Annotated in this window: 28 protein-coding genes and 1 tRNA gene; 20 read left to right on the forward strand and 9 right to left on the reverse strand. The window is 67.4% G+C overall.

Features of this window, described 5'->3' with window-relative positions; all coding sequences use genetic code 11:
* Positions 1-58: 58 nt before the first annotated feature.
* A complete protein-coding gene (locus ACBY01_RS07035; RefSeq protein WP_416460094.1) occupies positions 59-844 on the reverse strand; it encodes a 3-hydroxybutyrate dehydrogenase in 786 nt (261 codons plus the stop codon).
* 18 nt (positions 845-862) lie between these two features.
* Positions 863-2,035, reverse strand: a complete 1,173-nt coding sequence (locus tag ACBY01_RS07040; protein WP_416460095.1) for a patatin-like phospholipase family protein — start codon at positions 2,033-2,035, stop codon at positions 863-865.
* Between the two features lie 125 nt (positions 2,036-2,160).
* Between ACBY01_RS07040 and ypfJ the strand changes: the two genes are divergently transcribed.
* The 5 genes from ypfJ (at position 2,161) to ACBY01_RS07065 (ending at position 5,340) form a co-directional block, all read left to right on the forward strand.
* Positions 2,161-3,057, forward strand: coding sequence for a KPN_02809 family neutral zinc metallopeptidase (gene ypfJ, locus ACBY01_RS07045; RefSeq protein WP_416460096.1), 897 nt, complete (start codon positions 2,161-2,163; stop codon positions 3,055-3,057).
* Positions 3,058-3,061: 4 nt separating this feature from the next.
* Positions 3,062-3,538 carry a GreA/GreB family elongation factor gene (locus ACBY01_RS07050; protein WP_416460097.1) on the forward strand — a complete coding sequence of 159 codons (477 nt, stop codon included), beginning with the start codon at positions 3,062-3,064 and terminating at the stop codon, positions 3,536-3,538.
* A 5-nt stretch (positions 3,539-3,543) separates the two neighbouring features.
* The gene (locus tag ACBY01_RS07055; RefSeq protein WP_416460151.1) at positions 3,544-3,987 is read left to right on the forward strand and encodes a YaiI/YqxD family protein; all 444 of its coding nucleotides are present in this window, start codon (positions 3,544-3,546) and stop codon (positions 3,985-3,987) included.
* 98 nt (positions 3,988-4,085) lie between these two features.
* Positions 4,086-4,265 (forward strand): hypothetical protein, encoded by a 180-nt coding sequence (locus ACBY01_RS07060; RefSeq protein WP_125962215.1) that lies wholly within the window; start codon positions 4,086-4,088, stop codon positions 4,263-4,265.
* A 67-nt stretch (positions 4,266-4,332) separates the two neighbouring features.
* Positions 4,333-5,340, forward strand: coding sequence for a zinc-dependent alcohol dehydrogenase family protein (locus ACBY01_RS07065; RefSeq protein ID WP_416460098.1), 1,008 nt, complete (start codon positions 4,333-4,335; stop codon positions 5,338-5,340).
* 109 nt (positions 5,341-5,449) lie between these two features.
* On the opposite strand, the gene ACBY01_RS07070 is transcribed toward ACBY01_RS07065, so the two are convergent.
* Complete coding sequence (locus ACBY01_RS07070) at positions 5,450-6,748, reverse strand: DUF2171 domain-containing protein (protein WP_416460099.1); 1,299 nt, start codon at positions 6,746-6,748, stop codon at positions 5,450-5,452.
* Positions 6,749-6,961: 213 nt separating this feature from the next.
* On the opposite strand from ACBY01_RS07070, the gene ACBY01_RS07075 reads away from it, so the two are divergent.
* Positions 6,962-7,037, forward strand: a tRNA-Ala gene (locus ACBY01_RS07075).
* An 18-nt stretch (positions 7,038-7,055) separates the two neighbouring features.
* Here the strand turns inward: ACBY01_RS07075 and ACBY01_RS07080 are convergent.
* The 6 genes from ACBY01_RS07080 to ACBY01_RS07105 all read right to left on the reverse strand — a co-directional run bounded on the left by ACBY01_RS07080 (position 7,056) and on the right by ACBY01_RS07105 (position 12,604).
* A complete protein-coding gene (locus ACBY01_RS07080) occupies positions 7,056-8,405 on the reverse strand; it encodes a tyrosine-type recombinase/integrase (RefSeq protein ID WP_416460100.1) in 1,350 nt (449 codons plus the stop codon).
* 151 nt (positions 8,406-8,556) lie between these two features.
* A complete protein-coding gene (locus ACBY01_RS07085) occupies positions 8,557-9,777 on the reverse strand; it encodes a hypothetical protein (RefSeq protein WP_416460101.1) in 1,221 nt (406 codons plus the stop codon).
* Entirely contained in the window at positions 9,777-10,289 is a 513-nt protein-coding gene (locus ACBY01_RS07090; RefSeq protein ID WP_416460102.1) for a hypothetical protein, read from the reverse strand. Before ACBY01_RS07090 ends, ACBY01_RS07085 begins: the two co-directional genes overlap by 1 nt.
* Positions 10,289-11,164, reverse strand: a complete 876-nt coding sequence (locus ACBY01_RS07095; RefSeq protein ID WP_416460103.1) for a hypothetical protein — start codon at positions 11,162-11,164, stop codon at positions 10,289-10,291. The genes ACBY01_RS07090 and ACBY01_RS07095 overlap by 1 nt, the downstream gene beginning before the upstream one ends.
* Positions 11,161-11,802, reverse strand: a complete 642-nt coding sequence (locus ACBY01_RS07100; protein WP_416460104.1) for a hypothetical protein — start codon at positions 11,800-11,802, stop codon at positions 11,161-11,163. The genes ACBY01_RS07095 and ACBY01_RS07100 overlap by 4 nt, the downstream gene beginning before the upstream one ends.
* A gap of 175 nt (positions 11,803-11,977) precedes the next feature.
* Entirely contained in the window at positions 11,978-12,604 is a 627-nt protein-coding gene (locus ACBY01_RS07105) for a helix-turn-helix domain-containing protein (protein WP_416460105.1), read from the reverse strand.
* A gap of 91 nt (positions 12,605-12,695) precedes the next feature.
* On the opposite strand from ACBY01_RS07105, the gene ACBY01_RS07110 reads away from it, so the two are divergent.
* The 14 genes from ACBY01_RS07110 (at position 12,696) to ACBY01_RS07175 (ending at position 22,329) form a co-directional block, all read left to right on the forward strand.
* The gene (locus ACBY01_RS07110; RefSeq protein WP_416460106.1) at positions 12,696-12,923 is read left to right on the forward strand and encodes a helix-turn-helix domain-containing protein; all 228 of its coding nucleotides are present in this window, start codon (positions 12,696-12,698) and stop codon (positions 12,921-12,923) included.
* Entirely contained in the window at positions 12,920-13,297 is a 378-nt protein-coding gene (locus tag ACBY01_RS07115; RefSeq protein WP_416460107.1) for a RusA family crossover junction endodeoxyribonuclease, read from the forward strand. The genes ACBY01_RS07110 and ACBY01_RS07115 overlap by 4 nt, the downstream gene beginning before the upstream one ends.
* Positions 13,298-13,420: 123 nt before the next feature.
* Entirely contained in the window at positions 13,421-13,873 is a 453-nt protein-coding gene (locus ACBY01_RS07120) for a hypothetical protein (RefSeq protein ID WP_416460108.1), read from the forward strand.
* Entirely contained in the window at positions 13,873-14,034 is a 162-nt protein-coding gene (locus ACBY01_RS07125) for a hypothetical protein (protein WP_416460109.1), read from the forward strand. Before ACBY01_RS07120 ends, ACBY01_RS07125 begins: the two co-directional genes overlap by 1 nt.
* Positions 14,035-14,072: 38 nt before the next feature.
* Positions 14,073-14,225, forward strand: a complete 153-nt coding sequence (locus tag ACBY01_RS07130; RefSeq protein ID WP_416460110.1) for a hypothetical protein — start codon at positions 14,073-14,075, stop codon at positions 14,223-14,225.
* Between the two features lie 37 nt (positions 14,226-14,262).
* Positions 14,263-15,003 (forward strand): ATP-binding protein, encoded by a 741-nt coding sequence (locus tag ACBY01_RS07135; protein WP_416460111.1) that lies wholly within the window; start codon positions 14,263-14,265, stop codon positions 15,001-15,003.
* Between the two features lie 53 nt (positions 15,004-15,056).
* A complete protein-coding gene (locus tag ACBY01_RS07140; protein WP_416460112.1) occupies positions 15,057-15,587 on the forward strand; it encodes a DUF669 domain-containing protein in 531 nt (176 codons plus the stop codon).
* Positions 15,588-15,720: 133 nt separating this feature from the next.
* Positions 15,721-16,677 carry a hypothetical protein gene (locus tag ACBY01_RS07145; protein ID WP_416460113.1) on the forward strand — a complete coding sequence of 319 codons (957 nt, stop codon included), beginning with the start codon at positions 15,721-15,723 and terminating at the stop codon, positions 16,675-16,677.
* Positions 16,674-16,808 carry a hypothetical protein gene (locus ACBY01_RS07150; protein WP_416460114.1) on the forward strand — a complete coding sequence of 45 codons (135 nt, stop codon included), beginning with the start codon at positions 16,674-16,676 and terminating at the stop codon, positions 16,806-16,808. The genes ACBY01_RS07145 and ACBY01_RS07150 overlap by 4 nt, the downstream gene beginning before the upstream one ends.
* Positions 16,805-17,179 carry a hypothetical protein gene (locus ACBY01_RS07155; protein WP_416460115.1) on the forward strand — a complete coding sequence of 125 codons (375 nt, stop codon included), beginning with the start codon at positions 16,805-16,807 and terminating at the stop codon, positions 17,177-17,179. The genes ACBY01_RS07150 and ACBY01_RS07155 overlap by 4 nt, the downstream gene beginning before the upstream one ends.
* A complete protein-coding gene (locus ACBY01_RS07160) occupies positions 17,176-17,988 on the forward strand; it encodes a hypothetical protein (RefSeq protein WP_416460116.1) in 813 nt (270 codons plus the stop codon). The genes ACBY01_RS07155 and ACBY01_RS07160 overlap by 4 nt, the downstream gene beginning before the upstream one ends.
* Positions 17,985-19,649: a DEAD/DEAH box helicase gene (locus tag ACBY01_RS07165; protein ID WP_416460117.1), complete on the forward strand. Its 1,665-nt coding sequence runs from the start codon at positions 17,985-17,987 to the stop codon at positions 19,647-19,649. The genes ACBY01_RS07160 and ACBY01_RS07165 overlap by 4 nt, the downstream gene beginning before the upstream one ends.
* The gene (locus ACBY01_RS07170) at positions 19,646-19,969 is read left to right on the forward strand and encodes a DUF6511 domain-containing protein (protein ID WP_416460118.1); all 324 of its coding nucleotides are present in this window, start codon (positions 19,646-19,648) and stop codon (positions 19,967-19,969) included. The genes ACBY01_RS07165 and ACBY01_RS07170 overlap by 4 nt, the downstream gene beginning before the upstream one ends.
* Positions 19,969-22,329 carry a PriCT-2 domain-containing protein gene (locus ACBY01_RS07175; protein ID WP_416460119.1) on the forward strand — a complete coding sequence of 787 codons (2,361 nt, stop codon included), beginning with the start codon at positions 19,969-19,971 and terminating at the stop codon, positions 22,327-22,329. The genes ACBY01_RS07170 and ACBY01_RS07175 overlap by 1 nt, the downstream gene beginning before the upstream one ends.
* Positions 22,330-22,648: the final 319 nt, after the last annotated feature.

Genomic DNA, 22,648 nt, shown 5'->3' on the forward strand with positions numbered 1-22,648 from the left:
TTTCTCTCTTGCGTCGAACGAACAAGCTCGCCGCTTCGATCCGGAAGCGCAAGCGCCGTCAGGCGGCGGTCCAGCCGCCGTCCATCGACAGATTGGCGCCGGTGATCGCCTTGGCCTCGTCGCGGCACAGATAGACCATGAATCCGGCAACCTGTTCGGCGGTCACGAACTCCTTGCTCGGCTGGGCGGCGAGCAGCACGTCGTTCATCACCTGCTCGCGCGTCATCCCGCGCGACGTCATGGTGTCGGGGATCTGCTTTTCGACCAGCGGCGTCCAGACATAGCCCGGCGAGACGCAGTTGACGGTGATGCCGTGGGTCGCCGTTTCCAGCGCGATCGTCTTGGTGAGCCCGGCGAGGCCGTGCTTGGCCATGACATAGGCGGACTTGTTGGGGCTCGCGACCAGCGAATGCGCTGAGGCGGTCGAGAGGATGCGGCCCCAGCCCTGCTTCTTCATGTGCGGCACCGCGGCGCGCATCATGTGCCAGGCGGAGGCGAGGTTGATCGCGAGGATCGCGTCGAACTTCTCGACCGGGAAGTCCTCGATCGGGGCGACGTGCTGGATGCCGGCGTTGTTGACGATGATGTCGACCGATCCGAACTCGGCTGCGGCGCGTTCGACCATCGCCGCAATCTCGTCCGGCTTGGTCATGTCGGCGCCGTCGTAGCGCGCCTCGCCGCCGCTCGCTTCGGCCAGCGCGGCGCGCTCGCGCTCGATCGCCTCCGCGTCGCCGAAGCCGTTGATGACCAGCGTCGCGCCCTCGGCGGCGAGCGCCTTGGCGATGGCGAGGCCGATGCCGGAGGTCGAGCCGGTGACGATCGCAGTCTTGCCCTTGAGGAACATGGGAATGCCTTTCGCTGGTCAGCGCGCCGCCGGCGGGGGCGGCGGCGTGCGGGTGAGGTCGTAGGCGGCGGTCTTGCCGTCGAGGATGTTGGCGGCGACCACCTGCGCGTTCGCCATCGTCTCGGCCACCGCCGCGCGCCCGGCGGCCCAATGCTCGTGCATCGTGCGCGTCGAGAATTCGAAGTCGCGCGAGCCGCCCTCCCAGGCGTTGGCGCGGTAGATGAGGTGGACCAGGCTGACCGGCCGCTCGGCCGCCATCGATCGCAGCGCCTCGACGTCGGGATCGTCGCACCAGTCGGCGGGCAGCTTGGCGAGCACCTTGCGGATCGCCTCGCGCTCCAGCCGCAGCCGCATGCGTTCGTCGCTGATCTGGCGGGTGCGGCTGGAGAAGCGGATCTCCTTCTCGCGCGCCAGCACGTCGGTGAGGGTGCGCGGCCGGTCCGCGGCGGCGGCGAACAGGTCGACCTGGAACACCAGCATCGCTTCGTCCTGATGGTCGAGGACATGGGTGAGCGGCGTGTTGGAGACGAGCCCGCCGTCCCAGTACCAGCGGCCGTCGATCTCGACCGGCGGCAACCCCGGCGGCAACGCGCCGGATGCCATGATGTGGCGCGCGTCGATCCGCCGCTCGCGCGTGTCGAAATAGGCGAAGTTGCCGCTCTCCAGCTCCACCGCGCCCACCGAAAGCCGCACCGGCCCGTCGTTGAGCAGGTCCCAGTCGACCAGCGCGTCGAGCGTCTCGCGCAAGGGGGCGGTGTCGTAGAAGCTCAGCGCCTCGGGCGTGCCGGGGATCGCGAGCGCGGGCGGCCACGGCCGCGGGCGGAAGAAGCCGGGTACGCCGGTGCTGAGCACGACGCCCGCCGACCATTCGTGCACCGCCTCGCGGATCGTGTCGTCGGGATAGAGCGGGAACACCGGCAGCGCGCTGCTCGCCTGCTCCCAGAAGGCGCGGAGCCGATCCAGGCGGCGTTCGGGCGGGTTGCCGGCGATGATCGCGGCGTTGACCGCGCCGATCGAGATGCCGGCGACCCAGTCGATCTCGATCGCCGCTTCGTCCAGCGCCTCGATCACGCCCGCCTGATAGCTGCCGAGCGCGCCGCCGCCCTGGAGCACCAGCGCCACGCAGTCGGGCAGGGGAAGCGCCTCGCGACTGCGCCGGGGGCGGTGCGGGCTGGGTTCGGCATCGGCCATCGCCGACGAACATGGACCCCGCGAGCTCCGTCTTCAACGGCGGAGCACGGATTTGCCGACGCTTTTGCAACGTCCCGGCGTTCCGCGCATTTAGTTGCGGAGCTTCAACGAACAGGGGTGGCGCGATGCGTCTCGACGATCTCGATCCGACACGGAATGCGCGCGACCTCGGCAGCGGCGGCGGCGGGGGCGGCGGCCTCGGGCTGCTCGGCCTGTTGCCGCTGCTGCTCGGGCGAGGCCGCCTGGGCTGCGGCACCTTCGCGATCCTGGCGGTCGTCGTGGTCGGCTATCTGATGATGAGCGGCGGCGGCGGCATCCTCGGCGGGGGCGGGCAGAGCGTCCAGCAGGGGCAGGTCGCCGGGCGCGGCAGCGGCAGCAACGTCGCCTGCGATACCGAGGCGGAGCTGTTCTCGTGCCGGGTGATGACCTCGACCGAGCAGACCTGGGGGCAGATCTTCCAGCAGCAGGGCGAGCGTTACCAGCCGGCGACGATCAACTTCTACCGCGGCGGCGCGCAGTCGGGCTGCGGGGCGGCGCAGTCGGCGATGGGGCCGTTCTACTGCCCGCCGGACCAGGGCGTGTACCTCGACACCAGCTTCTTCGGGGAGCTCAGCCAGCGGTTCGGCGCGGCGGGCGATTTCGCCCAGGCCTATGTCATCGCGCACGAGGTCGGCCACCACATCCAGAATCTGACCGGCACCGCACAGAAGGTGACCGCGATCCAGCAGCGCGCCAGCCGCGCCGAGGGCAATGCGGCGTCGGTACGGCTCGAACTGCAGGCCGACTGCTATGCCGGCGTGTGGGCGGCGCGCAATCGCGACCGCATCGAGCCCGGCGACGTCGAGGAGGGGATGCGCGCGGCGCAGGCGATCGGCGACGACACGCTGCAGCAGCAGGCGCAGGGCCGCGTCGTGCCGGAGAGCTTCACCCACGGCACCTCGGCGCAGCGGATGAAGTGGTTGCGCACCGGCCTGGAATCGGGTGATCCGGCCAAATGCGATACTTTCAGCGGAGCGATCTGACCCGATGAGCGTGGCTTTCCGACGTGAGGACGACGACGAACACAAGGAGCCGAAGTTCGAGCTGCCGCTGCCGCCCGGCCCCAATCTGGTGACGCGCCGCGGCCTGGCGAAGATCGAGGCGGAGGTGGCGCGGCTGGAAGCAGAGGTCGCGGCCGAGGAGGACGACGACAAGCGCACCGCGCTGCGCCGCGACCTGCGCTACTGGCATGCCCGCTTCTCCACCGCGACGATCGCGCCGGCGCCGCCGGCCGACGAAGTGGCGTTCGGCTCGTGCGTGACCTTCCGCCTGAACGGAGAGACGCGCACCGTCTCGCTGGTCGGCAGCGACGAGGCCGATCCGGCGGCGGGGCTGATCCCCTTCACCGCGCCGCTGGCGGTGGCGATGACCGGTGCCGAGGTCGGCGAGCTGATCGACTTCGGCGGCCGCGCCGCGGCGATCGAGGTGCTCGACACGCGTCCGATCGCGGAGCCGTCCGCCTGACCGGGCTGCGCATCCTGGTCGACGCCGACGCCTGCCCGGTGAAGGACGAGGTCTATCGCGTCGCCGAGCGCGTCGGCGCCCAGGTGACGATCGTCAGCAACAGCTGGCTGCGCGTGCCGCCGGGCGTCGAGCGGGTGGTGGTCGACAGCGGCTTCGATGCCGCCGACGACTGGATCGCGGAGCGGGCGGACGCGCGGTCGGTGGTCGTCACCGCCGACATCCTGCTCGCCGACCGCTGCCTGAAGGCGGGGGCGAGCGTGCTCGCGCCCAATGGCAAGCCGTTCACCACCGCCTCGATCGGCGGCGCGATCGCGACGCGAGCGATCATGGCGGATCTGCGCGCCGGCGGCGAGCAGATCGGCGGCCCGCCGCCCTTCGCCAAGACCGATCGCTCGCGCTTCCTCCAGGCGCTCGACACGCTGCTGGTGCGGCTCGGGCGGGCGGGGTAGGACCGGCGGTGATGCTTCGATACGGGTCTTCGCCATGCTCAGCCCCTACTCAGCACGAACGGTCTGTGGGAGGCCGTCCGATATACAGGAGAACGATCATGGCCGAACGCTTCGAACGCCACCGCCAGCCCTGGCGCCCCGACGAGATCCAGAAGCTGCACACGCTCGCCAAGAAGGGCATGGCGCTGAAGGCGATCGCCAAGGCGCTCACCCGCAGCGAGGAATCGGTCAAGCAGCGCGCGAAGGAAGACGGCCTGCCGATCGCCAAGCTGCACTGACCGCGCCGGCGGAGACCTCCGCGGCGGGACACGTTGTCTCTGCATCCTCGAACCAAAGGAGCAGAGCATGAAAGCGATGACGGTAGCGGCCCCCGGCGGGCTCGACCGGTTGCGGCTGGTGGAGCGCCCCGACCCCGGCGCGCCCGGCCCCGGCGAGATCCGCGTGGCGCTGTACGGCAGCTCGATCAACTATCACGATTATGGCGTGGCGACCGGCGCGATGCCGAGCGCCGACGGGCGCGTGCCGATGGCCGACGGCGGCGGCAGCGTCGAGGCGGTGGGGGAGGGCGTGACCGAGTTCGCGGCCGGCGACACGGTGGTGTCGTGCTTCTTCCCCGACTGGCAGGGCGGGCCGCCGGCGGTCGGCGACTTCGCGCGCACCCCGGGCGACGGCATCGACGGCTTCGCGCAGGAGGCGGTGGTGCTGCCCGCCACCGCCTTCACCCATGCGCCCAAGGGCTATGACGCGGTGGAGGCGGCGACGATCACCACCGCCGGGCTCACCGCCTGGCGTGCGCTGGTGGTCGATGGTCGGCTGAAGGCGGGCGACACGGTGCTGCTGCTCGGCACCGGCGGCGTGTCGATCTGGGCGTTGCAGATCGCCAAGGCGATGGGCGCGCGGGTCGCGATCACCTCCTCGTCGGACGAGAAGCTCGAGCGCGCGCGCGCGCTCGGCGCCGACTTCACGCTGAATTACAAGGTGCAGGAAGCATGGGGTCGCCACATCCGCGACTGGACGGGCGGCGCGGGCGTCGACCACGTCGTCGAGGTCGGCGGACCGGGGACGCTGGCGCAATCGATCGAGGCGGTCCGCGTCGGCGGCCATATCGCGCTGATCGGCGTGCTCACCGGCCGCGGCGGCGAGGTGCCGACCGCGGCGCTGATGGCGAAGCAGGCGCGGCTGCAGGGGCTCATCGTCGGCAGCCGTGCTGACCAGCAGGCGTTCGTCGCCGCGCTCGACGCGACCGGCATCCGGCCGGTGGTCGATCGCCGATTTTCGCTCGAGCACCTCGCCGACGCGTTCCGCTACGAGGAGAGCGGTAGCCATTTCGGCAAGATCGGGGTGGCGTGGTAGCGAGGCCGAGCGTCACCTCAGCACGTACAAAAAGGCCCGGACCGATCGGTCCGGGCCTTCTGCCGTAGGCGCCGCCGGGAAGGGGAAGCCCCGGCGGCGGAGCGATGGCTTAGCGGAACGTCGTTCCCGACTGGCCGGTCCCGGCGGTCTGCGAGCCGGTCCCCGTCGTGCCGGTGGTGCCCGTGGTCGTCGTCGTGCCGGTGCCGGTCGTGCCGGAGGTCGTCGACCCGCCGGTGGTGTTCCGCGAATCGTCGCTGAACATCGACTGGTTGCGTTCCTCGTCGCGCCAGTGGCTCTTGGCCTCGTCGGCGCTCTTGCGGATCTTCACCTTGTCGTCGACGGTCTCGATCCAGCGCGACGGGATCGAGTGATGGTGGCCGTGCGCGTCGCTGTCGCTCTTGGTCAGGACGATGCGGTCGCCGCGCACCTTGTCGACCTTGCCGACGTGCTTTCCGTCCGAACCGACCACTTCCATGTGCTCCTGCACGCGGCTCAGCGAGTCGCGCTGACCCTTGCGCTCGGTGCGGAAGGTGCTGAACTCGTTGTGGAACTTGGTCGCGTTCTCCTGACGATATTCGTCATAGTCGCGATCGAACTCGGCGAGCTGCGCACTGCGCCAGCTGCCGTAATGCGTGTCGTTGCCATAGCGGTCGCGGTTGCGGCCGTAGTCGCGCTGATCACGCTGCTCGTCGTAGCGCTGGTCGTATTCGCGACGGCGCTCCGCGTCCTCGTCGCCGAACCACGAGCGGACCTCGTCGCCGGCGCGCTCCAGGAAGCCGCGCTCGTCGTAGTTGTAGCCCTGCGGTCGGCCGCGGAAGCGCTGCGTGTCGCGATCGTAGCGGTCCTGCCCGTAGCGGTTGCCGTAGCTCCGGTCGCCGTAGCTGGTTTCGCCATAGCTGCGGCTGCCGTAGTTCCGCTCGTTGCGGTTGCGATCGCCGTAGCCATAGTCCGAGCCGTAGCTGCGGTCGCCGCGATAGTCCCGGCCCGACGAATAGTCGGACGACGCGCGGTCCGAGCCGTAGCGCGACGCGCCTTCGCCCGAATAGCGGTTGTCGCGATCCCAGCTGCTGCGGTCGCGATCGTCGCGCTCCACATCGGCGAAGCGGTGGCCGTCGCTGGCATAGCTGCCGCGGTACGACTGGTTGGAACCACGGTCGCGATAGCGCCCGGCACCGGCATAGTCGCCGCCCGAGCCGCGCCCGCCATAGCCTTCGCGCGATCCGTAGCTGTCGCGGCCCGCATAGCCGCCGCCACGGCCGTAGCCGCGTCCGCGATCGCCGTCCTGGCCGGCAGCGGCATAGTCGCGCGCGCTGGAATAGGTATAGTCGCGGCCGGACCCATAGTCCTGCCCGCGATCGTAATAGTCACCGTCGGTAGTGTTGCCTCGGTTGTAGCGGTCGTCGCCCATCGGAGTTCTCCTGACGTGTCTTGGTACGAGCCACATCTCGCTGGTGCGGCTTCGTAAACACAACAGGTTGGCCGGGTGGGAGGTTCCGTGTTTCGCCGCGTGCGATCGGCGGTTCGGCGCAGCGACGAGCCGAGCGATTTTGCGCACGCATTCCGTTGCATCGCCCGAAAAGCCCCGCTAAGGGAGCGGCCCCGGCATTGTCGGGAACGGGGCGGGGCTGTAGCTCAGATGGGAGAGCGCTGCAATCGCACTGCAGAGGTCAGGGGTTCGATTCCCCTCAGCTCCACCACCCCGCAAGCCGCAGTTTTCAGCCATTTGCGACCCGCCGCCCCGCTCGCGCAGCTGCGAGGCTGACGACGCTGGGACCGCACTGGGACCGCAAATGCACGGTCGTGAAGCGACGCATCTCCTGCCAGTAGTCCTCAACGGCTGTGATCAGTTCGGCGAGATAGTCCGGTCGCAGGTGCATATAGTTGCGCTTGCCGGTTCCGATCGGCGCGTGGCCGGCCGCCATATCGATCTGGCGCTCGTCGACGCCGCGGCGGTGCATCTCGCTGATGGCTGTGTGCCGGAGTGTGTTCGGCGTGCCCCTCCCTCGCAGCCTCGGCCGGGCCTCGGTTTCGCCCAGTTTGCGCCGAGCCGGCAGCATGACCGGCTTCCCATCCGCATCTAGGACCGGTCGGCTGATACCCGCTTCGATCAGGCAGGCGTCGAATGCATTTCCCAGATCGTAGCAGTCGCGTTCGAAGAACTCTGGCGTAGCCGGGTCGGTCCAGCGTTCACGGGCAAGCTCGGCGCGGTAGCGAATGATCTTGCCCTTCGCTCCGTCCAACCAGGGCGCGAGTGTTGGCGCGATCGGCACGATGGAACGGCGTTTCGACGTCTGGTCGCGATCGGGATCGAGGAAATAGATCAGTCCGCCGTCGATCTGATGGTCATGCAGGTCGAGGATCGCCTCGCCGCGTCCACAGGTGCTCAAGGCTATCATGGTGTAGAGCATCACGTGGTGACGCTCCGGCCGACCCCACGTGGCCTCCAGCAACGCAGCAACCTGCTCCATGGAATAGGTGAGGTCGCGCGGCTTCGCCTTCGCCTTGGCGTCTACGTCCTTCACGAACGGCGCCGCCTCGATCAGTTCCTCGCGCCATGCCCAATTCAGCGATCCGCGCAGCGCAGCGAGGTCGCGACTGATCGTGTGGCCTCCGACACCTTCGTCCATTCGATAGGCGATGAACCGATCGACGAAGGCCTTGTTCACGTCCGCGACGGTCACACCGCCGATGATGCGACCGAGGCGCTTCTCGCGATCGAAGAAGCGGAGCAGGTGCTGGACGGAGATAGCATAGCGAGCGCTGTCGGCCTTCTTGGAGACGTGATCCTTCATCCATCCGGTCAGCAGTTCGGGCACCATCGCCGCTGCCTTTGGTTGAGGCTCGGCAGGCTTGCTGGCTTCCAGATAATGACGGGCTAGCGCTTCCCGGGCCGCCTCGGGCGGCTCAGTCCCGCTGCCACCTCCGATGCCTGTCTTGCGGCGGCGTCGTGTACGAGCGGCGGGGTCGTACCAGCAGATCGACCAATCGTCTCGTTCTGCCCGGTACTCGAGCCAGTAGGGCCCGAGCTGGACGCGTGTACCGGTATCGGCTGCCTTCCGGCCCATGACGAAACAAGCTCCTTCGTGCGTTCGGCGATCAGGATCGGATACGCCGACGATTCGATCAACGCTCGCACAAGGTCGGCGTTGAGATGCGCGCGCGTCCCATTTCGAGCCGACCGCTCCAGCTGATCCGTCAGTTCAGTGAAGGGCGTACTCATGCGCCGTCGCCGATCTCGATGTCGTCCAACGACAGGACTGCGCTGTCGTCGCCGAACAGGTCGAGCAGCTCGGCGTCGCCGTCGTCGCCGAGGCTCTCGTTCAGGCTGCGCGAACCATAGGCGTCGGCCCAGGTGCGGTAGGCATGATCGATGAAGCGGCTGGCGCGGAATGCGATCTGGTCCAAGGTCAGGTCGCCCTGCAGCACCGCCAAGCTGAGCTCGGCTACCACCTCGTCGCGCAGGCTTGCATCAAGGCCGCTCGGTAGCGCCGCCTTGATGCGCGCGAACAGATCCTCGCCGTGCTTTCGCTCGCCTTCTTCTCCGACGCGCCGGCGCACAAGTACCGCACGGTGGTGACGGTCCTCGATCGGCATCGAGCGCAGGACGCGTAAAACCTTCAGTTCCGATACCTCGACCGCGCGTCGGATCGTCAGGATCGAATCTCCGTTCAGTAGTGCGTTCGAGATGCGGTGTGCTGCACTTGCCGGGATCGGCTGCGGGCCGCGGACGCGTCCATCACTATCCCAGGTCGCCGAACAGGTCGCGGGGTGGCCAAGTTGCTGGCCGCAGTCACAGACGATCCCCTCGGCCGCCATCTGATGCCAGATCGGGCGCGCATATTTGAGGATGGCCTGCATGCCGGATCCTTCAACCACGACCCGCGATCGGCGCTGCATCTCTGCCGCGCTGAGTCCTTCCCTCGCCCACCGCTCAATGCGGCTACGGCGGTCACGCGACAGAAGCGATGGCGAGTTCTTGATGCATCCCCCCGGATGTCGCGCCGGCCGGCCGCATTTGCACGGCGGCAAGGGCGTATCCCGCTCTGCCAGCCACAGCTGACGATGCCGCCTCACAGCGGTAATCGACCGACCGGTATCACGGGCGATCCGCCTGTCGGAATGACCTTGGTCTACACGGCGGCGGATATCGTGAATTGCTGGCCATGACAGGCCGTGCACTCGCTGCTTCGGGTAGCCGCGCCGCGCCGCCGTGCTGACAGTGCAATCTCCCCTGTGCCCGCGCGCCTGCCCGCAGGCACAGTTCGGAGGAACTTCGCCCGCGGCATCGAGGCGGGCGAGGATTGGACGGATGTTGTGGTGATGGGTGCCGACGCGCCTACAGATTTCGCGCATCGAGTAGCCTGCGCGCACCAGTTCCTCCGCCTGGACGATCTTGTCCGGCGGAAAGTTGGCGTAGGGGCGGTCGAGCGCCGGCATCAGCTTGGATGGCCAAGAAACAGCGGATGCTCGCCAATCAACCGGATGACCGGCACGAGCCGGTCGACGACCACTTCGTCGAGGCTGCGCACGCGCCGCACGATCTCGACCATCTTTCCAGCGGTCGCCCAGGTCGTGCCAGCATCCCGTGGGCGAGCGTCCCCGATCAACCTAGCGACGATCTCGCGCTCGCCGCCAGCGATGGCGTCGCCGATCGTCATGACCAAGTCGGTCACATGGACGACGTTGTTGTCCGGGCTGCCGAGCAGCGCCGCAACCACGATGCCGGAACGCTCGCCGGCGCCCAGATCGTCACCGTCGGCGAGCACTAGGGCGGCTCCTGCCACGGCATCGAATAGCTCGCCGTGGCGCTGGCGCAGCGCGTTCAGCTTGAAGATGTAGCTCACCTTTTCCTCCATCACCGTGTTTCCACGATGACCAGAGGTCCAGTTCACCAGCCCGACGGGTGCGGCGGAGAATGCCGTAGCGCGATCTTCGAGATCTCGGAACATCACGCCGACGGCACCTTCAGACCGGCCGTTGTCAGCAGTTCCCACCGGCCGCACCTCCAGTGCGGGTGCACGGTCGGGAATATCGACACGGTCGACGTGTGTGGCGCGGTACCGCGCTGATGCGACATCGGAGGGTTCGCCGTACACGCGCCCGCGTCCTTCGCGATCGCCTGCATCTCGGGACTCTTGGTCGCGTCAGGGGAGAGCGCGGAAATGTAGTGCAGACAGTTGCTGCACTCGCGCATCGGTGACCGGGGCGAGGCATCGGCGATCTTGATGTTGCGCCGATGTGCGGCGACTTCAACGCCCAGCTTGGCGGCCGTGAGACGGGCGAGCTCGAGTTCACCGAGAAAGGCCTCTGCGACGGCAGGGTCCATTCGCACGGTATGCGTCGGCGCGCCTCGCACCCGGTCCTTGAGCTCATCGACCAACGACGCGCCGGGACCGGCGGTCAGACCTTTGATCGCCGCAGCGAGTTCGGCGTCGGTGGCTGTACCGCTCATGCCGGCATCGCCTTGCGATGGGGGGGGCGCCATAGCCGCCGCGAGCGTAGGCGATACGGCTGCCATGTCGCGGATCAGCGACTCCCAGATGTCGTCCTCTTGGTACTGGGTGCCAGGATCGCGCTCCACGACTGGCGCCAACGGCGGATTGCCGATCATCCCTCCGTGCTCAATGAGCGCAAGCGGCAAGAGCTTCAGCACCAGATCGTCGGCGGTGAGGCTTGGTGTGTTCACCAGCCGACCGAACATCTTCCCTTCGCTTGCGACGAGTGCGCTCATGACCTCGTCCGGGCAAGGCTGGGCGTAGTGGCACGCGAGCTGGGCGAGCCGCCATGCATCGAACCGCTCCGCGATCGCTGCCGAGATGGTCACGCCGCCACCTTTCCAGACCGGTCGCGCGCGACGCACGCCGCGAACATTGCTCCTACTTCCGCCCCAAGGTTTGCTCGCCAGGACGGGGCGGTGTTGTCTGCCATCTCCGGCCGGCCTGCGACGATCCCCATCCACTCCGCGATCGGCAGAAGAGCGCCGCCGCCGTTCATCATGTGCCAGTCCAGCAGACGGACCATCGTATCGCGCATGAGGTAGATGGCGTTGATCTGATCGCGCGACAGTTCCTCCTCCAGCTTGCGGGTGCTGAACTGCCCGTCCAGGAGGCTGTCGGCATGATCGATCGCCACGATCAACGCGGCGGCTTGCGTGTCATGACTGCGATGCTGACCGCATTCGAAGAGCAGATGGCGAGCGCCTTCCAGCGCGGCGTACGCCATCTGCTCTTCGATCGCGTCGAAAGGATCACCACCATGGCCGTCGATCGCCCGTTCCGCCTCGAAAGCCTTCAGCAGGACGGCAGGGATCGGCGAAAGAGGATGGACCGGGTAGCTCGACCCGCGCAGCATCTCTCCCGGATGCTGATATGCGCTGCGTGCCCTATCGGCGGCATATGCTTCAGCAAGGCTTCCCTTGCCCGGCGACACGCGAGGTGCGCCGGTCGGCGTCGGATTGGCCATGATCTACTCCTGCGTTCGTCAGAAGCAGGAAGTCCGCCGGCGGCGTTCGGCCGCTGCATCAGTCGTCGCGAGGCGCGCCGGCACATTCCTACTACCAGCTTCGACTTGCGTCATCGCAGTGCTCGACCGGCGCGCCTAGTATGTGCACCACCTGTGAACATCGTCAACCAAAAATTTATGCACTGTCAGTGCGCTGCGGAATGTCGATCTCTGAAATGAGGGCGATCTGTCCGACGATCACGTCCTCGACGAGCCTGCCGTTCAGCGGCATGACATGGAAGCGGCCTTTCGACGCTCCTGGCAGTATGTAGCCAAGAAACTGGCCCCGCTTGTCGGGTGTATTCTCGTAGCCTGCCCATATGACGGAAAGGCGCCCTACGAGTTCGCGATCGGCCCGCTGCATAGGCAAAGTATAGATGAAACGCGCATCGGCAGGCATTTGCACCGACATGTTGTCATGAAGGACAACGGCGCACCTGTTGCTGAACGAGGCGCTCGGAATATCAAATACTGGGACGGTTTGATCGTCACCAACCTCAGGGTTGGGTGGTGCATGATTGTCGACGTCGATTGTCCCGTCGGCGAGAACTGTCCCTACATGGACCGGCTCACCGCTCGCATCGAGCAACTCGCCGGTGGGCACGCCCAAGGCCTCACCGATCCGCTGCAGCCACCTGAACGTCATCTGCCGCTCGCCGCGCTCGAGCTTGCCGAGCATGCTCATGGTGGCACCCACTCGGGCGGCCAACTCGCGCTGTGACACGCCCTTCTGATTTCGAACTTCGGCGATTCTGATCTTCATAGGGCGTCCTCACCACGGCTTGTGCCCTTGTGCAACCAAACCGGAAAGAATGGGACTTCCCACATGACCACAAATAGTGCACATTCTATGAATGAGATTACGAGCATGGCTTAGACGCGAAGGTATGAGCGTGAGGCAGTTCGCCGAGAAGATCGGTGAGCCTGATTCCATCGTGCGCAAGTGGGTCTATGGGCAGCGCCAGCCATCCTTGCGCAAAGCCGTGGCGATAAGCGAACTGACGAGCGGCGAGGTCCGGGCGAACGACCTCCTACTGGAGGAAGTGGCGCCGAAGGCCGAGCAAGCGCGGTGTGCGGCATGACGGCCTTGAGCATCGATATGCCGCTGCCGCCGTCGGCGAACAGGTTGTTCAAGAACCTGCCCCAAGGCGGTCGCGCGCGGACCCGCGAATACGACGCGTGGATCGAAGAAGCGGGTTACGCAGTCGAGATGGCCTGGCGCGCTGCCGGTCGCCCGACGATCGCAGCGCCGCTCAGCATCGGCCTCGATGTCGGCCTGATCGCGCGAAAGCGGGACGTCGGCAACACGCTCAAGGCGGTGGAGGACCTGCTGGTCAAGCGGATCCCGGGCCTTCCCGACGACAAGTTCAACGACCTTATCGTTATCCGCCGCGGCGGCGACGCGCCCGAAGGTATGGCCCGGGTGACGGTCTCCACCCTCGGCCCGCCCGGCTGACGAGAAAGGGGGAGAGGGGAGCAGCCGCGAGGCCTCCACGGAATTGCAAGTCGCCGGTCAGCCTCTCCTCCGCACGCATTGCCACTGACGCCGACCCGCGCCCCTGACGAAAGGATCAACCCGATGGTCACGACCATCCACGACATTCCGGAGGCGTCGCCAGCCGAACTGGCTGCGTTGCCGGCCGAGACGCTGATGCGGCTCCAGGCGGAAGCCGACGCTCATGCGAAAGCTGCTGCCCGTATCACCTCGACGCTGCATTCCGCACTCGTTGCTCGGTACGCCACTGCGCGGGCCTTCACCGGCACCTACCATCGCGAGGACGGAACGGTCGCCATCTCGGTCACCGTTCCCAAGAAAGTGAAGTGGGACCAGGCGAAGCTCGACCAAGCGATCGCGACGATCAGAGGCTGGGGCGAGAACCCTGCCGATTACGTCGACACCGAGGTGAAGGTCGCCGAGCGCAAGTACGATGCGTGGCCGCCATCAATCCGGGCGGTGTTCGAACCCGCTCGCACGGTCGAGACCGGTAAGCCGGTCATCAAGATGGCGCCGGTCGAGCAGGAGGCCGCGTGATGGCTGCCGACCAGTCCACCGCCAAGCGCAGGCGCACCCGAGGCGTGTTCGACTTCGGCTTTCGCCTGGGCGCCGGCATGGCTTCCGGCGCGATCGTCGCGTTCGGTCTGCCGCGCGCCGCGCTGCAGCTTGGGAAGTCGCTCTGGCAGGCCGTCTTCTGATGGCCTGCCACCTAGTCAAGCAGGGGGAGGAGGAGCGCTTGATCGAGGCGCCCACCAAGGCCGCGGCCATCCGCCACTTCGCCGCTCCGCGCATCAGCGCCGAGCCCGCCACCATCGCCGACGTCCACCGCCTCGCCAAGGCCGGCGTCGACATCGAGACCGCCGGCGCCGCCGGCGCCGAGGAGAACTGACATGGCCCTCTCGCTCAAAGATCTTCGCACCAGCACCATGCTGCGCCCGCCGCGGGTCACGATTTACGGTCCGCATGGTGTGGGCAAGAACACGTGGGCGTCGAGCGCGCCCGCGCCCGTGCTGCTCGACATCGAGGATGGTCAGCCCAGCGGCCTCGACGTACCGAGCTTCCGCATCACGTCCTTCGGCGAGCTGATGGAGGCGTTGTCCGCGCTCTACACGGAAGAGCATTCCTACCAGACCGTCATCATCGACAGCCTCGACTGGCTGGAACCGATGATCTGGGCGGAAACCGTTCGGCGCAACAACGCCGCCAATCCCAACAAGGCGTGGGGTAGCATCGAAGACGCCGGCTACGGCAAGGGGTATATCGCCGCACTCGACCCGTGGCGCGAGGTTCTCGACGGCACCAACGCGCTGCGTAACGATCGTAGCATGGCGATCATCTTCACGGCGCATGCCGACGTGAAGCGGTTCGATTCGCCCGAGGTCGAACCGTTCGATCGCTACCAGATCAAGCTGCAGAAGCTAGCGTCCGCGCTCGTCCAGGAGCATTGCGACGACGTTCTCTTCGCCAACTACAAGACCTCGATCACGAAGGCGGATGTCGGCGGGAAATCCGTCAACCGCGGCGTCGGTGGCGGGACGCGCGTGCTCTACACCGAGGAGCGGCCAGCCTTCCTCGCCAAGAATCGCCACCAGCTCCCGCCCGAGCTCCCGCTGGCGTGGGCTGCCTTCTCCGAAGCCATGCAGGCGAGCGCCAAGCCCGCCGTCTGATCCAATCCCGCGGCCGGCGGGTCCACCGGCCACCCCCTGACAGGAGACAAGCAATGGCACAGCTCGGCGGCACGTTCGACGCCAACCAAGTCGAACCCAACGCACCTTTCGTGGCGATCCCGCCCGGAGACTACCCGATGCAGATCATCGCATCGGCGATGGAGCCGACGTCGGCGGGGACCGGCCGGTTCCTGAAGATCGAGCTCGAGATCACCGACGGCGATCACAAGGGTCGCAAGACCTACGATCGTCTGAACCTCGAGAACCCGAACCAGCAGGCGGTCGACATCGCCCGGCGCACCCTCAGCGCGATCTGCCACGCGGTCGGCGTCCTCACCGTCACCGACAGCGAGCAGCTGCACTTCAAGCCGATGGAGGTGAAGCTCGCCGTCGTTCCGCGGAAGGACAAGCAGGGCAATGTCGTCCCCGGCGAGATGAGCAACGAGGTGAAGGGCTACAAGCCGCTCGGTGGTCCGCGCGCCGCGACGACGTCGAGCTCGGCGCCGGCCGCCAAGAGCGGCTTCACGCCCAGCGCGTCCGGTGGTTCGGCGACGAGCACCGCGCCCTGGAAGAAGCAGGGCTAGCGCCCCGTCGAACCATCCCGTGGCGGGTACGAGCCGCCACGGGATGCACCTGCCCCTGACGAAAGGATGCGGCGATGCAACGCATGGCCCAGAACGACCGCGCGCGTCCAGCGTGCAAGATGGCGCGCAGCTGATGGCCGCGCTCCCCGATCCCGTCGACCCGACGCTCGCCGCGGCCGACGCCGCGCTTGTAGAAGCGCAGGTCCGCCGCACGCGGCCCTATTTGGGCATGTCGGCGCTGGGCGCCGAGTGCACGCGCCAGCTTTGGTACGGCTTTCGCTGGACCAACCTCGCTGACTTCGACGCCGCGACCTTGAAGAGATTCGCCGATGGCCACGCCACCGAAGCGGTCGCCGTCGCTCGCCTGCAGGCCGTGCCCGGGCTTGAGCTGCACGACGTTGACGCTGACGGGCACCAGTTCGGCTTCGAAGACCTTGGCGGCCACCTGAAGGGCCACATGGACGGTGTCGCGTTGGGTCTGCTCCAAGCGCCAACCACGTGGCACGTCGTCGAGATCAAGGCCACGGCGGAGAAGAAGCTCGCCGAGTTGCGTAAGGCGGTGCGCGCCGTCGGGGAGAAGCACGCCCTGAAGGCGTGGAACCCGACCTATTACGCGCAGGCCGTCCTCTACATGCACTATGCCCAGCTGGACCGGCACTATCTGGTCGCGTGCACGCCGGGCGCGCGCGATTGGGTCTCGGTCCGCACCGATGCCGACCCGATCGAGGCCATTCGCCTGATCGAGCGAGCAAAGGGCATCATCACCACCGACACGCCGCCCGCGCGCATCGGGGGACCCGACTTCTACCTTTGCCGCTGGTGCGATCGGTCGGCGATCTGCCACCAAGGGGCACCTGCCGATCGCAACTGCCGGACGTGCCTCCACGCGACGGCCGAACTGGAAGGCGGGTGGAGCTGCGCTCGCTGGCCCGGGCTCGAACCAGATGCCGAACTGCAGGCGACCGGCTGCCCGCACCATCTCTTCCTTCCCGGTCTCGTCCCCGGCGAGCAAATCGATGCCACCCAGGACAGCGTCACCTACCGGATGCCCGACGGTTCGACTTGGGTCGATGGATATGCGCCGTCATGAGCGGCTTCATCCTCGGCGCGGCGGTGATCTGGTTCGTCGTCCCTCAGCTGCGCCGTATCGCCGACGCGCATCACGATCTCGCCGCCGAACTGCGCCGGTTGCGCGAGCTGGCAGAGCGGGGGCGTCGATGATGGCCGCCGACCCCGCCACCCTCGACCGCCTTGCCAAGATTTGCGGCCTGTTCGGCTCCGATCAGCTCGGCGAACGCGCCGCCGCGGCACAGCGCGCCGAGACCCTGCGCCGGAAGACGGGGCTGTCCTGGGCCGAGCTGCTCACCGCCAACGGCGGCACCGCATCGCAGGGCCGCGCCCCGGAGTTCGACCCGGAGCGCGCGGGGCCCGCCGCCCTGCTCGCCAAGTGTGCGCCGGTGCTGACCGATTGGGAGCGCGAGTTCCTGGCATCGATCGGCTCCCAGCGCACCTACACCCAGCGCCAGGCCAACCGGCTTTCGGTCATCCGCGAGAAGTGCGCGTCGTGGTGGGCGAACGGAGGTCGGGCATGATCCCCGCGCTTCCCACAACCGCCGCGGGAACGCGGCTGCTGCTCGACAGCAACCCGATCGTTGGCGAGCCGAAGGCCGGCGGTCGCCGCTTCTGGACGACGCGGGAGATCGCCCTCGTGCGCGAGCACTATCCGGTCGGTGGCGTACAGGCATGCCTGCCGCTCATCCACGGCCGGAGCGCCAGCTCCATCTACCAGCGCGCGGGCATCCTCGGCCTCCACGCCCCGGGCGGCACGCCGTTCGAGCAGCGCGAGCATCTGGCAAGCTCGCCGGCGATCGACGAGGCGATCCGTCGCTGGCACGCCGCGGGTGCGCGCCGCGACGGACTGGTCGAGCTTGTGCGCGCGACGATGCGACCGAGGCGGTGGGTCACCAACCGCGCCAAGCGCCTCGGGCTCACACCGCCCCGCTTCCGGTCGCCCGCATGGACCACCGCCGAGGACGACATCCTGCGGTCGTTCGCGGGCAAGATGCCCTCTACGGCCGTCGCGGCGCTGAAGCGTGCGGGGTATCGACGGACCGAGACGGCGGTGGTGGTCCGGTCCAAGCGCCTGCACATCAGCCGCGTGCCCGAGGACTCGTTCTCGGCCACCGAGCTCGCCCAGCTATTTGGCGTCGACGGCAAGGCCGTCACGTCATGGATCGAGAAGGGATGGCTGAAGGCGACGCGCGCGAGCGATGCCGCGGGCAGCCCCTACCGCATCAAGCCGGCGGCGATCCGGACCTTCATCATGGACAACGTGTCGCTGCTGAAACTCGGCCGCGTCGATCCGCACTGGTTCGTGGACCTGCTGGGGCACAGGGCATGACGGCGCTCGTCCTCCGCGATTATCAGGAACAGTCGATCGCCTCGCTGTGGGCGTACTTCCTCGCCAAGGGCGGCAATCCGCTGGTGGTGCTGCCGACTGGCGCGGGCAAGTCGCTGACCATGGCCGAGTGGATCAAGCTCGTCTTCGAGAGCGACCCGTCCGCGCGCATCGTCGTCGTCACCCACGTGCGCGAGCTGGTCGCCCAGAACTATGCCGAGCTGATCGGCGTCTGGCCGGAGGCACCCGCCGGCGTCTACTCGGCCGGGCTCGGCCGCCGCGACCTCGGCGCGCGCATCGTCTTCGCCTCCATCCAGTCGATCTACAGCAAGGCTTTCGACCTCCAGCAGTGCGATCTGGTGCTGATCGACGAGGCGCATCTGATCCCGCGCAAGTCCGACACCATGTACCAGAAGTTTCTCTCCGACCTGAAATCGATCAACCCGGCGTTGAAGCTGATCGGCTTCACGGCGACCCCGTTCCGGCTCGACTCCGGGCTGCTGCACGAGGGCGATGACGCGCTGTTCACCGACGTTGCGCACGAGACCAGCGCCCGGCTGCTGATCGACGAGGGGTATCTCTGCCCGCCCATCACGCGTCCCCGGCAGACGGCCGCAGTCCAGATCGACACCGCCGGTGTTGGCACCCGCGGGGGCGAGTTCATCGCCGCGCAGCTGGAGCACGCCGCCCTCGATCCGCTCACCGTTGCCGCGATCGCCGACAACATCGTCGAGGCCGGTGCCGATCGGAAGGGCTGGCTGATCTTCTGCTGCACCGTCGCGCACTGCGAGGCGATGAACGCGGCGCTGGTCGAACGGGGTGTCGCGTCGGCCGTCATCACTGGCGAGACCGACCAGCGCGTCCGCGACCGGACGATCGCCGAATACAAGGCGGGGCAGATCCGCGCGCTGTGCAGCATGGGCGTGCTGACAACGGGCTTCAACGCGAAGCACGTAGACCTAATCGCGCTAGCGCGGCCGACGAAGTCCACCGGCCTCTATATCCAGATGGTCGGCCGGGGGACGCGCCCGGTCTACGCGCCAGGACATGACCTTGGCACCATCGAGGGTCGCTTGGCAGCGCTGGCTGCGGCCAAGCCGAACTGCCTCGTGCTCGACTTCGGCGGCAACCTCGCGCGCCACGGCCCCTTCGACGATCCGTTCATCAAGAAGCCGACCAAGGGCGAAGGTCCCGCGCCGTTCAAGGAATGCCCGGAGTGCGGCCTCGCCACTGGCACTGCGACGCGCACTTGTGCGGACTGTGGGTTCGAGTTTCCGCCGCCAGAGCGACTGGTGAAGGTCGAGGCTGACGACAAGGCCATCCTGACGCCCGACCCGGAATGGATCGAAGTGACCGAGGTGTCCTACGCCCTGCACCGCAAGGCCGGAGGGGACGGCCCGCCGACGCTGCGGGTCGACTATCTCTGCGGCCTGATCACCCACAGCGAGTGGATATGCCTGTCGCACCAGGGCTTCGCCCGGAGCAAGGCGGAGGCGTGGTGGATGCGCCGCGCGCCGAGTCCGATTCCCCGCGATGTCGACGAGGGATATGAGCGCGTCACCGAGATCGACGTGCCGACCGCGATCAAGGTCCGGATGGAAGGCCGATACACCCGCGTCATCGCCTACAGTTTCGAGCCGATCGCGCGCGAGGACGCAGCATGAGCTGTGCAATCTGCGGACGGGCCGGCCGCGGCTTCGGTTTCACAGCGCGACGTGAGGGCGCGGCCCGGCAAGCTGCCTGCTCGATGCGCTGTCTCGACATTCTGAACGCCAGAGGGGGCGCCGTGTACGACCTGAACCACTTCGAAAAGCAAGCGATCGAGGCCGCGTCCGAGAAGGCTGGCACCTATCTCGAGGAGATCGGCAAGACCGACCTTGCCACCCTGACCAGAGAGGAATGGCGCCAGCTGCTCTCGACCGTGTTCGTCGCCGCCACCGCGCAGATCCAGCGCCTGACCGACGAGGACGCCGTCCCCTTCTGATGACGTCCTTCCTCGCCTTGCACGGTGCCACGCTCATCGCGAACGGCTTCCCGATCATCCCTATCAAGCCCAGCGACAAGGCGCCGGGCAAGTGGGACGGCATCGCGGGTGGCTGGGTCGACCTGCGGGGTTGGCAGCAGTTCTGCGAACGCACGCCCACCGACATCGAGCTCTCCGCCTGGGAAAGCTGGCCCGATGCCGGGGCGGGCATCCCGTGCGGCATGGTCGTGGGTATCGACATCGACGTCATGGACCCCGCGCTGTCGCAGCAGCTCGGTGAGTTCACACGTCAGCAGCTGGGCGACACACCACTGATCCGGTTCGGTCAGCGACCCAAGCGGCTGATGGTTTATCGCGCGGTCACGCCGTTCGCCTCGTTCGACGTCCTAGCCGGCGACGCGGCGAACCGGCTGGGCAAGAAGCCCCTCCAAGTGCTGGCGACAGGCCGGCAATTCGTGGCGCATGGCATCCATCCGGTCACCGGCGCCCCGTACGAATGGCCCGAGGAAAACCCGGCCGGGGTGGTGTTTGAGGATCTGCCGGCGGTCAGCGCCAACCAGGTGCGCGCGTGGGCGACAGGTGCGGCGCGGATCCTCGGCATCGAATGGCCGCCGGCCGGGCACGGGGAACGCTCGACCAGCGACAAGGAACTGGCGACACGCGCCGCGATCGAGCAGGCGCTCAGCTTCGTGCCGGTCGATAGTTGCCGGTCGCGGGAAGATTGGCTGGCGGTGGGCATGGCGATCCATTCCGGCCTGGGCGGTGACGGCGTGGAGCTCTGGGACGCGTGGTCGGCAGGCTCCAACCAGGCGAAGGCGGACGGATCGTCGGTCTATGATGCGAAGGCGCTGCAGGCGCAGTGGAACGGCTTCCATCGGTCCGGGCCCGGGGCGATCGGGCCGGGGACGCTGTTCGATCGCGCCCGCAGCTTCGGCTGGCGTCCCGACGGCGTGTTCCTGTACCAGCACGAAGCCGACGCGGCCGCCGCGGCACCGAGTATCGACTTCGACGCGCTGATCGCCGCGATCGACGCCCGGAACGGTGTCGCTGGCCTCGACGCCGAGCCGGATGTGCCCGCGGCCGAGCCGGAACCGACATGGACGGTACCGCCGGGCCTCCCTGGTTGGTTGCGGGACCTGACGGGCGGCCTGCGCATGTTCGTCGACCATGCCGCTGACACCGCCCACAGCCCGCAACCGTGGATCGCGCTGGGCGGGGCCCTCGCTATGTTCGGGGCGGTTGCGGGGCGGCGCTACGCGGGGCCCACGCGGCTGCGCACGAACCTGTACACGATCGGCATAGGAGAATCCGGCTCGGGCAAGAACCACCCCCTGTCCATGACCGGCCAGCTGCTCGCCGAGGCTGGCCTTCACCGCTTGATCGGTGGCGAGAAGATTGCGTCCGGCGCCGGCATGCTGTCCGCGCTTGAGCAGCAACCCTCCATCCTGTTCGCCATCGACGAGATCGGCTTCCTGTTCCGCGCCGCGTCCGCCGCGCGCGCGCCGAAGCACGTCACCGAGATCTTGGAGAACATGACCGCCTTCTACTCGAACGCGGACCGCACCTTCCGCGGCACCGAGTACGGGGACAAGAAGGTGAAGGCGCGCCAGCCGATCGAGCAGCCGTGCATGAACATCTACGGCCTCACCACGCCGCGGGTGTTCTGGTCGGCCCTCAACAGCGTGCACGTCGAGGACGGCACGCTGGCCCGCATCATGATCTTCGAAACCGACTGCAACTATCCGGAGATGCGCGACGTCGTGCCCCGGCCGTTCTCTGACGACCTGATCAACCATGTGCGATGGACGGGCGAGGGGGCCGAGGGGCACAACACCTTCCCGATCGGCGAGGTGTCGAACACCGCGCCCAACCCGTTTTCTGTCCCCTACGGCAGCCCTGCGGCCTACGAGCTCGCGCAGGAGATGACGCGGTACCAGCGCCAACTGAAGATCGAGCACGAGGGCACCGTCCTCAGCGCCGTGATGGCACGGGTCGTCGAGAACGCCTTCAAGGTAGCTCTGGTCCGCGCTGTCGCCAACAACCCAGCGTTGCCAGCAATCGACACTGCTGACTTACACTGGTCATACGACATCGCCTGGCAGAGCGCCGACGCCCTCGCCAAGGCGGTCCGCGAGCGCGTCGGCGACAACGAAGGCGAGCGCGACCTGAAGCGGGTGCTGAAGATCATCAACGACGCCGGGTCGGGCGGCATCGACGGCAACCTGCTGTCGCGCCGCACCCAATTTGTAAAGGGCCGTGACCGGAAGCAGATCATCGACGATCTGATAGAGGCGCATCAGGTCCGTGTTGAGCAGCAGATGACGGGCGGGCGTCCTCGGGTCATCTACTATGGGCAGTAGCTGCCGATTACATGGATCCGCGCTCAACGTTCTGAAGCCAAGATCGCCTATATCGAAATCGGGCGGTTCGAGCAGCCCGACACTGCACGTTATCAACGATTGTGGCGCGGCCGAGGGAGCGACGTGCCCAGCTCCCCTCCACGCCCTGCCGATCAGGCCGGCCGATTAAGGCCAAGCATGGCCCTCAGCGTGGCGCTGGGCCAGGCTTGTAAATCGGAGGTTACATTTTTCCATTACATTTTGCGCGCAGCAGTTCGCGCGGTGCGAATTGACAGAGTGGCGCGTTATCATCACCTATCAAGCGCAGAGTGAGGTGTGC

Origin of the sequence: Sphingomonas mangrovi, from assembly GCF_047975845.1 — a bacterium.
Lineage (GTDB): Bacteria > Pseudomonadota > Alphaproteobacteria > Sphingomonadales > Sphingomonadaceae > Sphingomonas.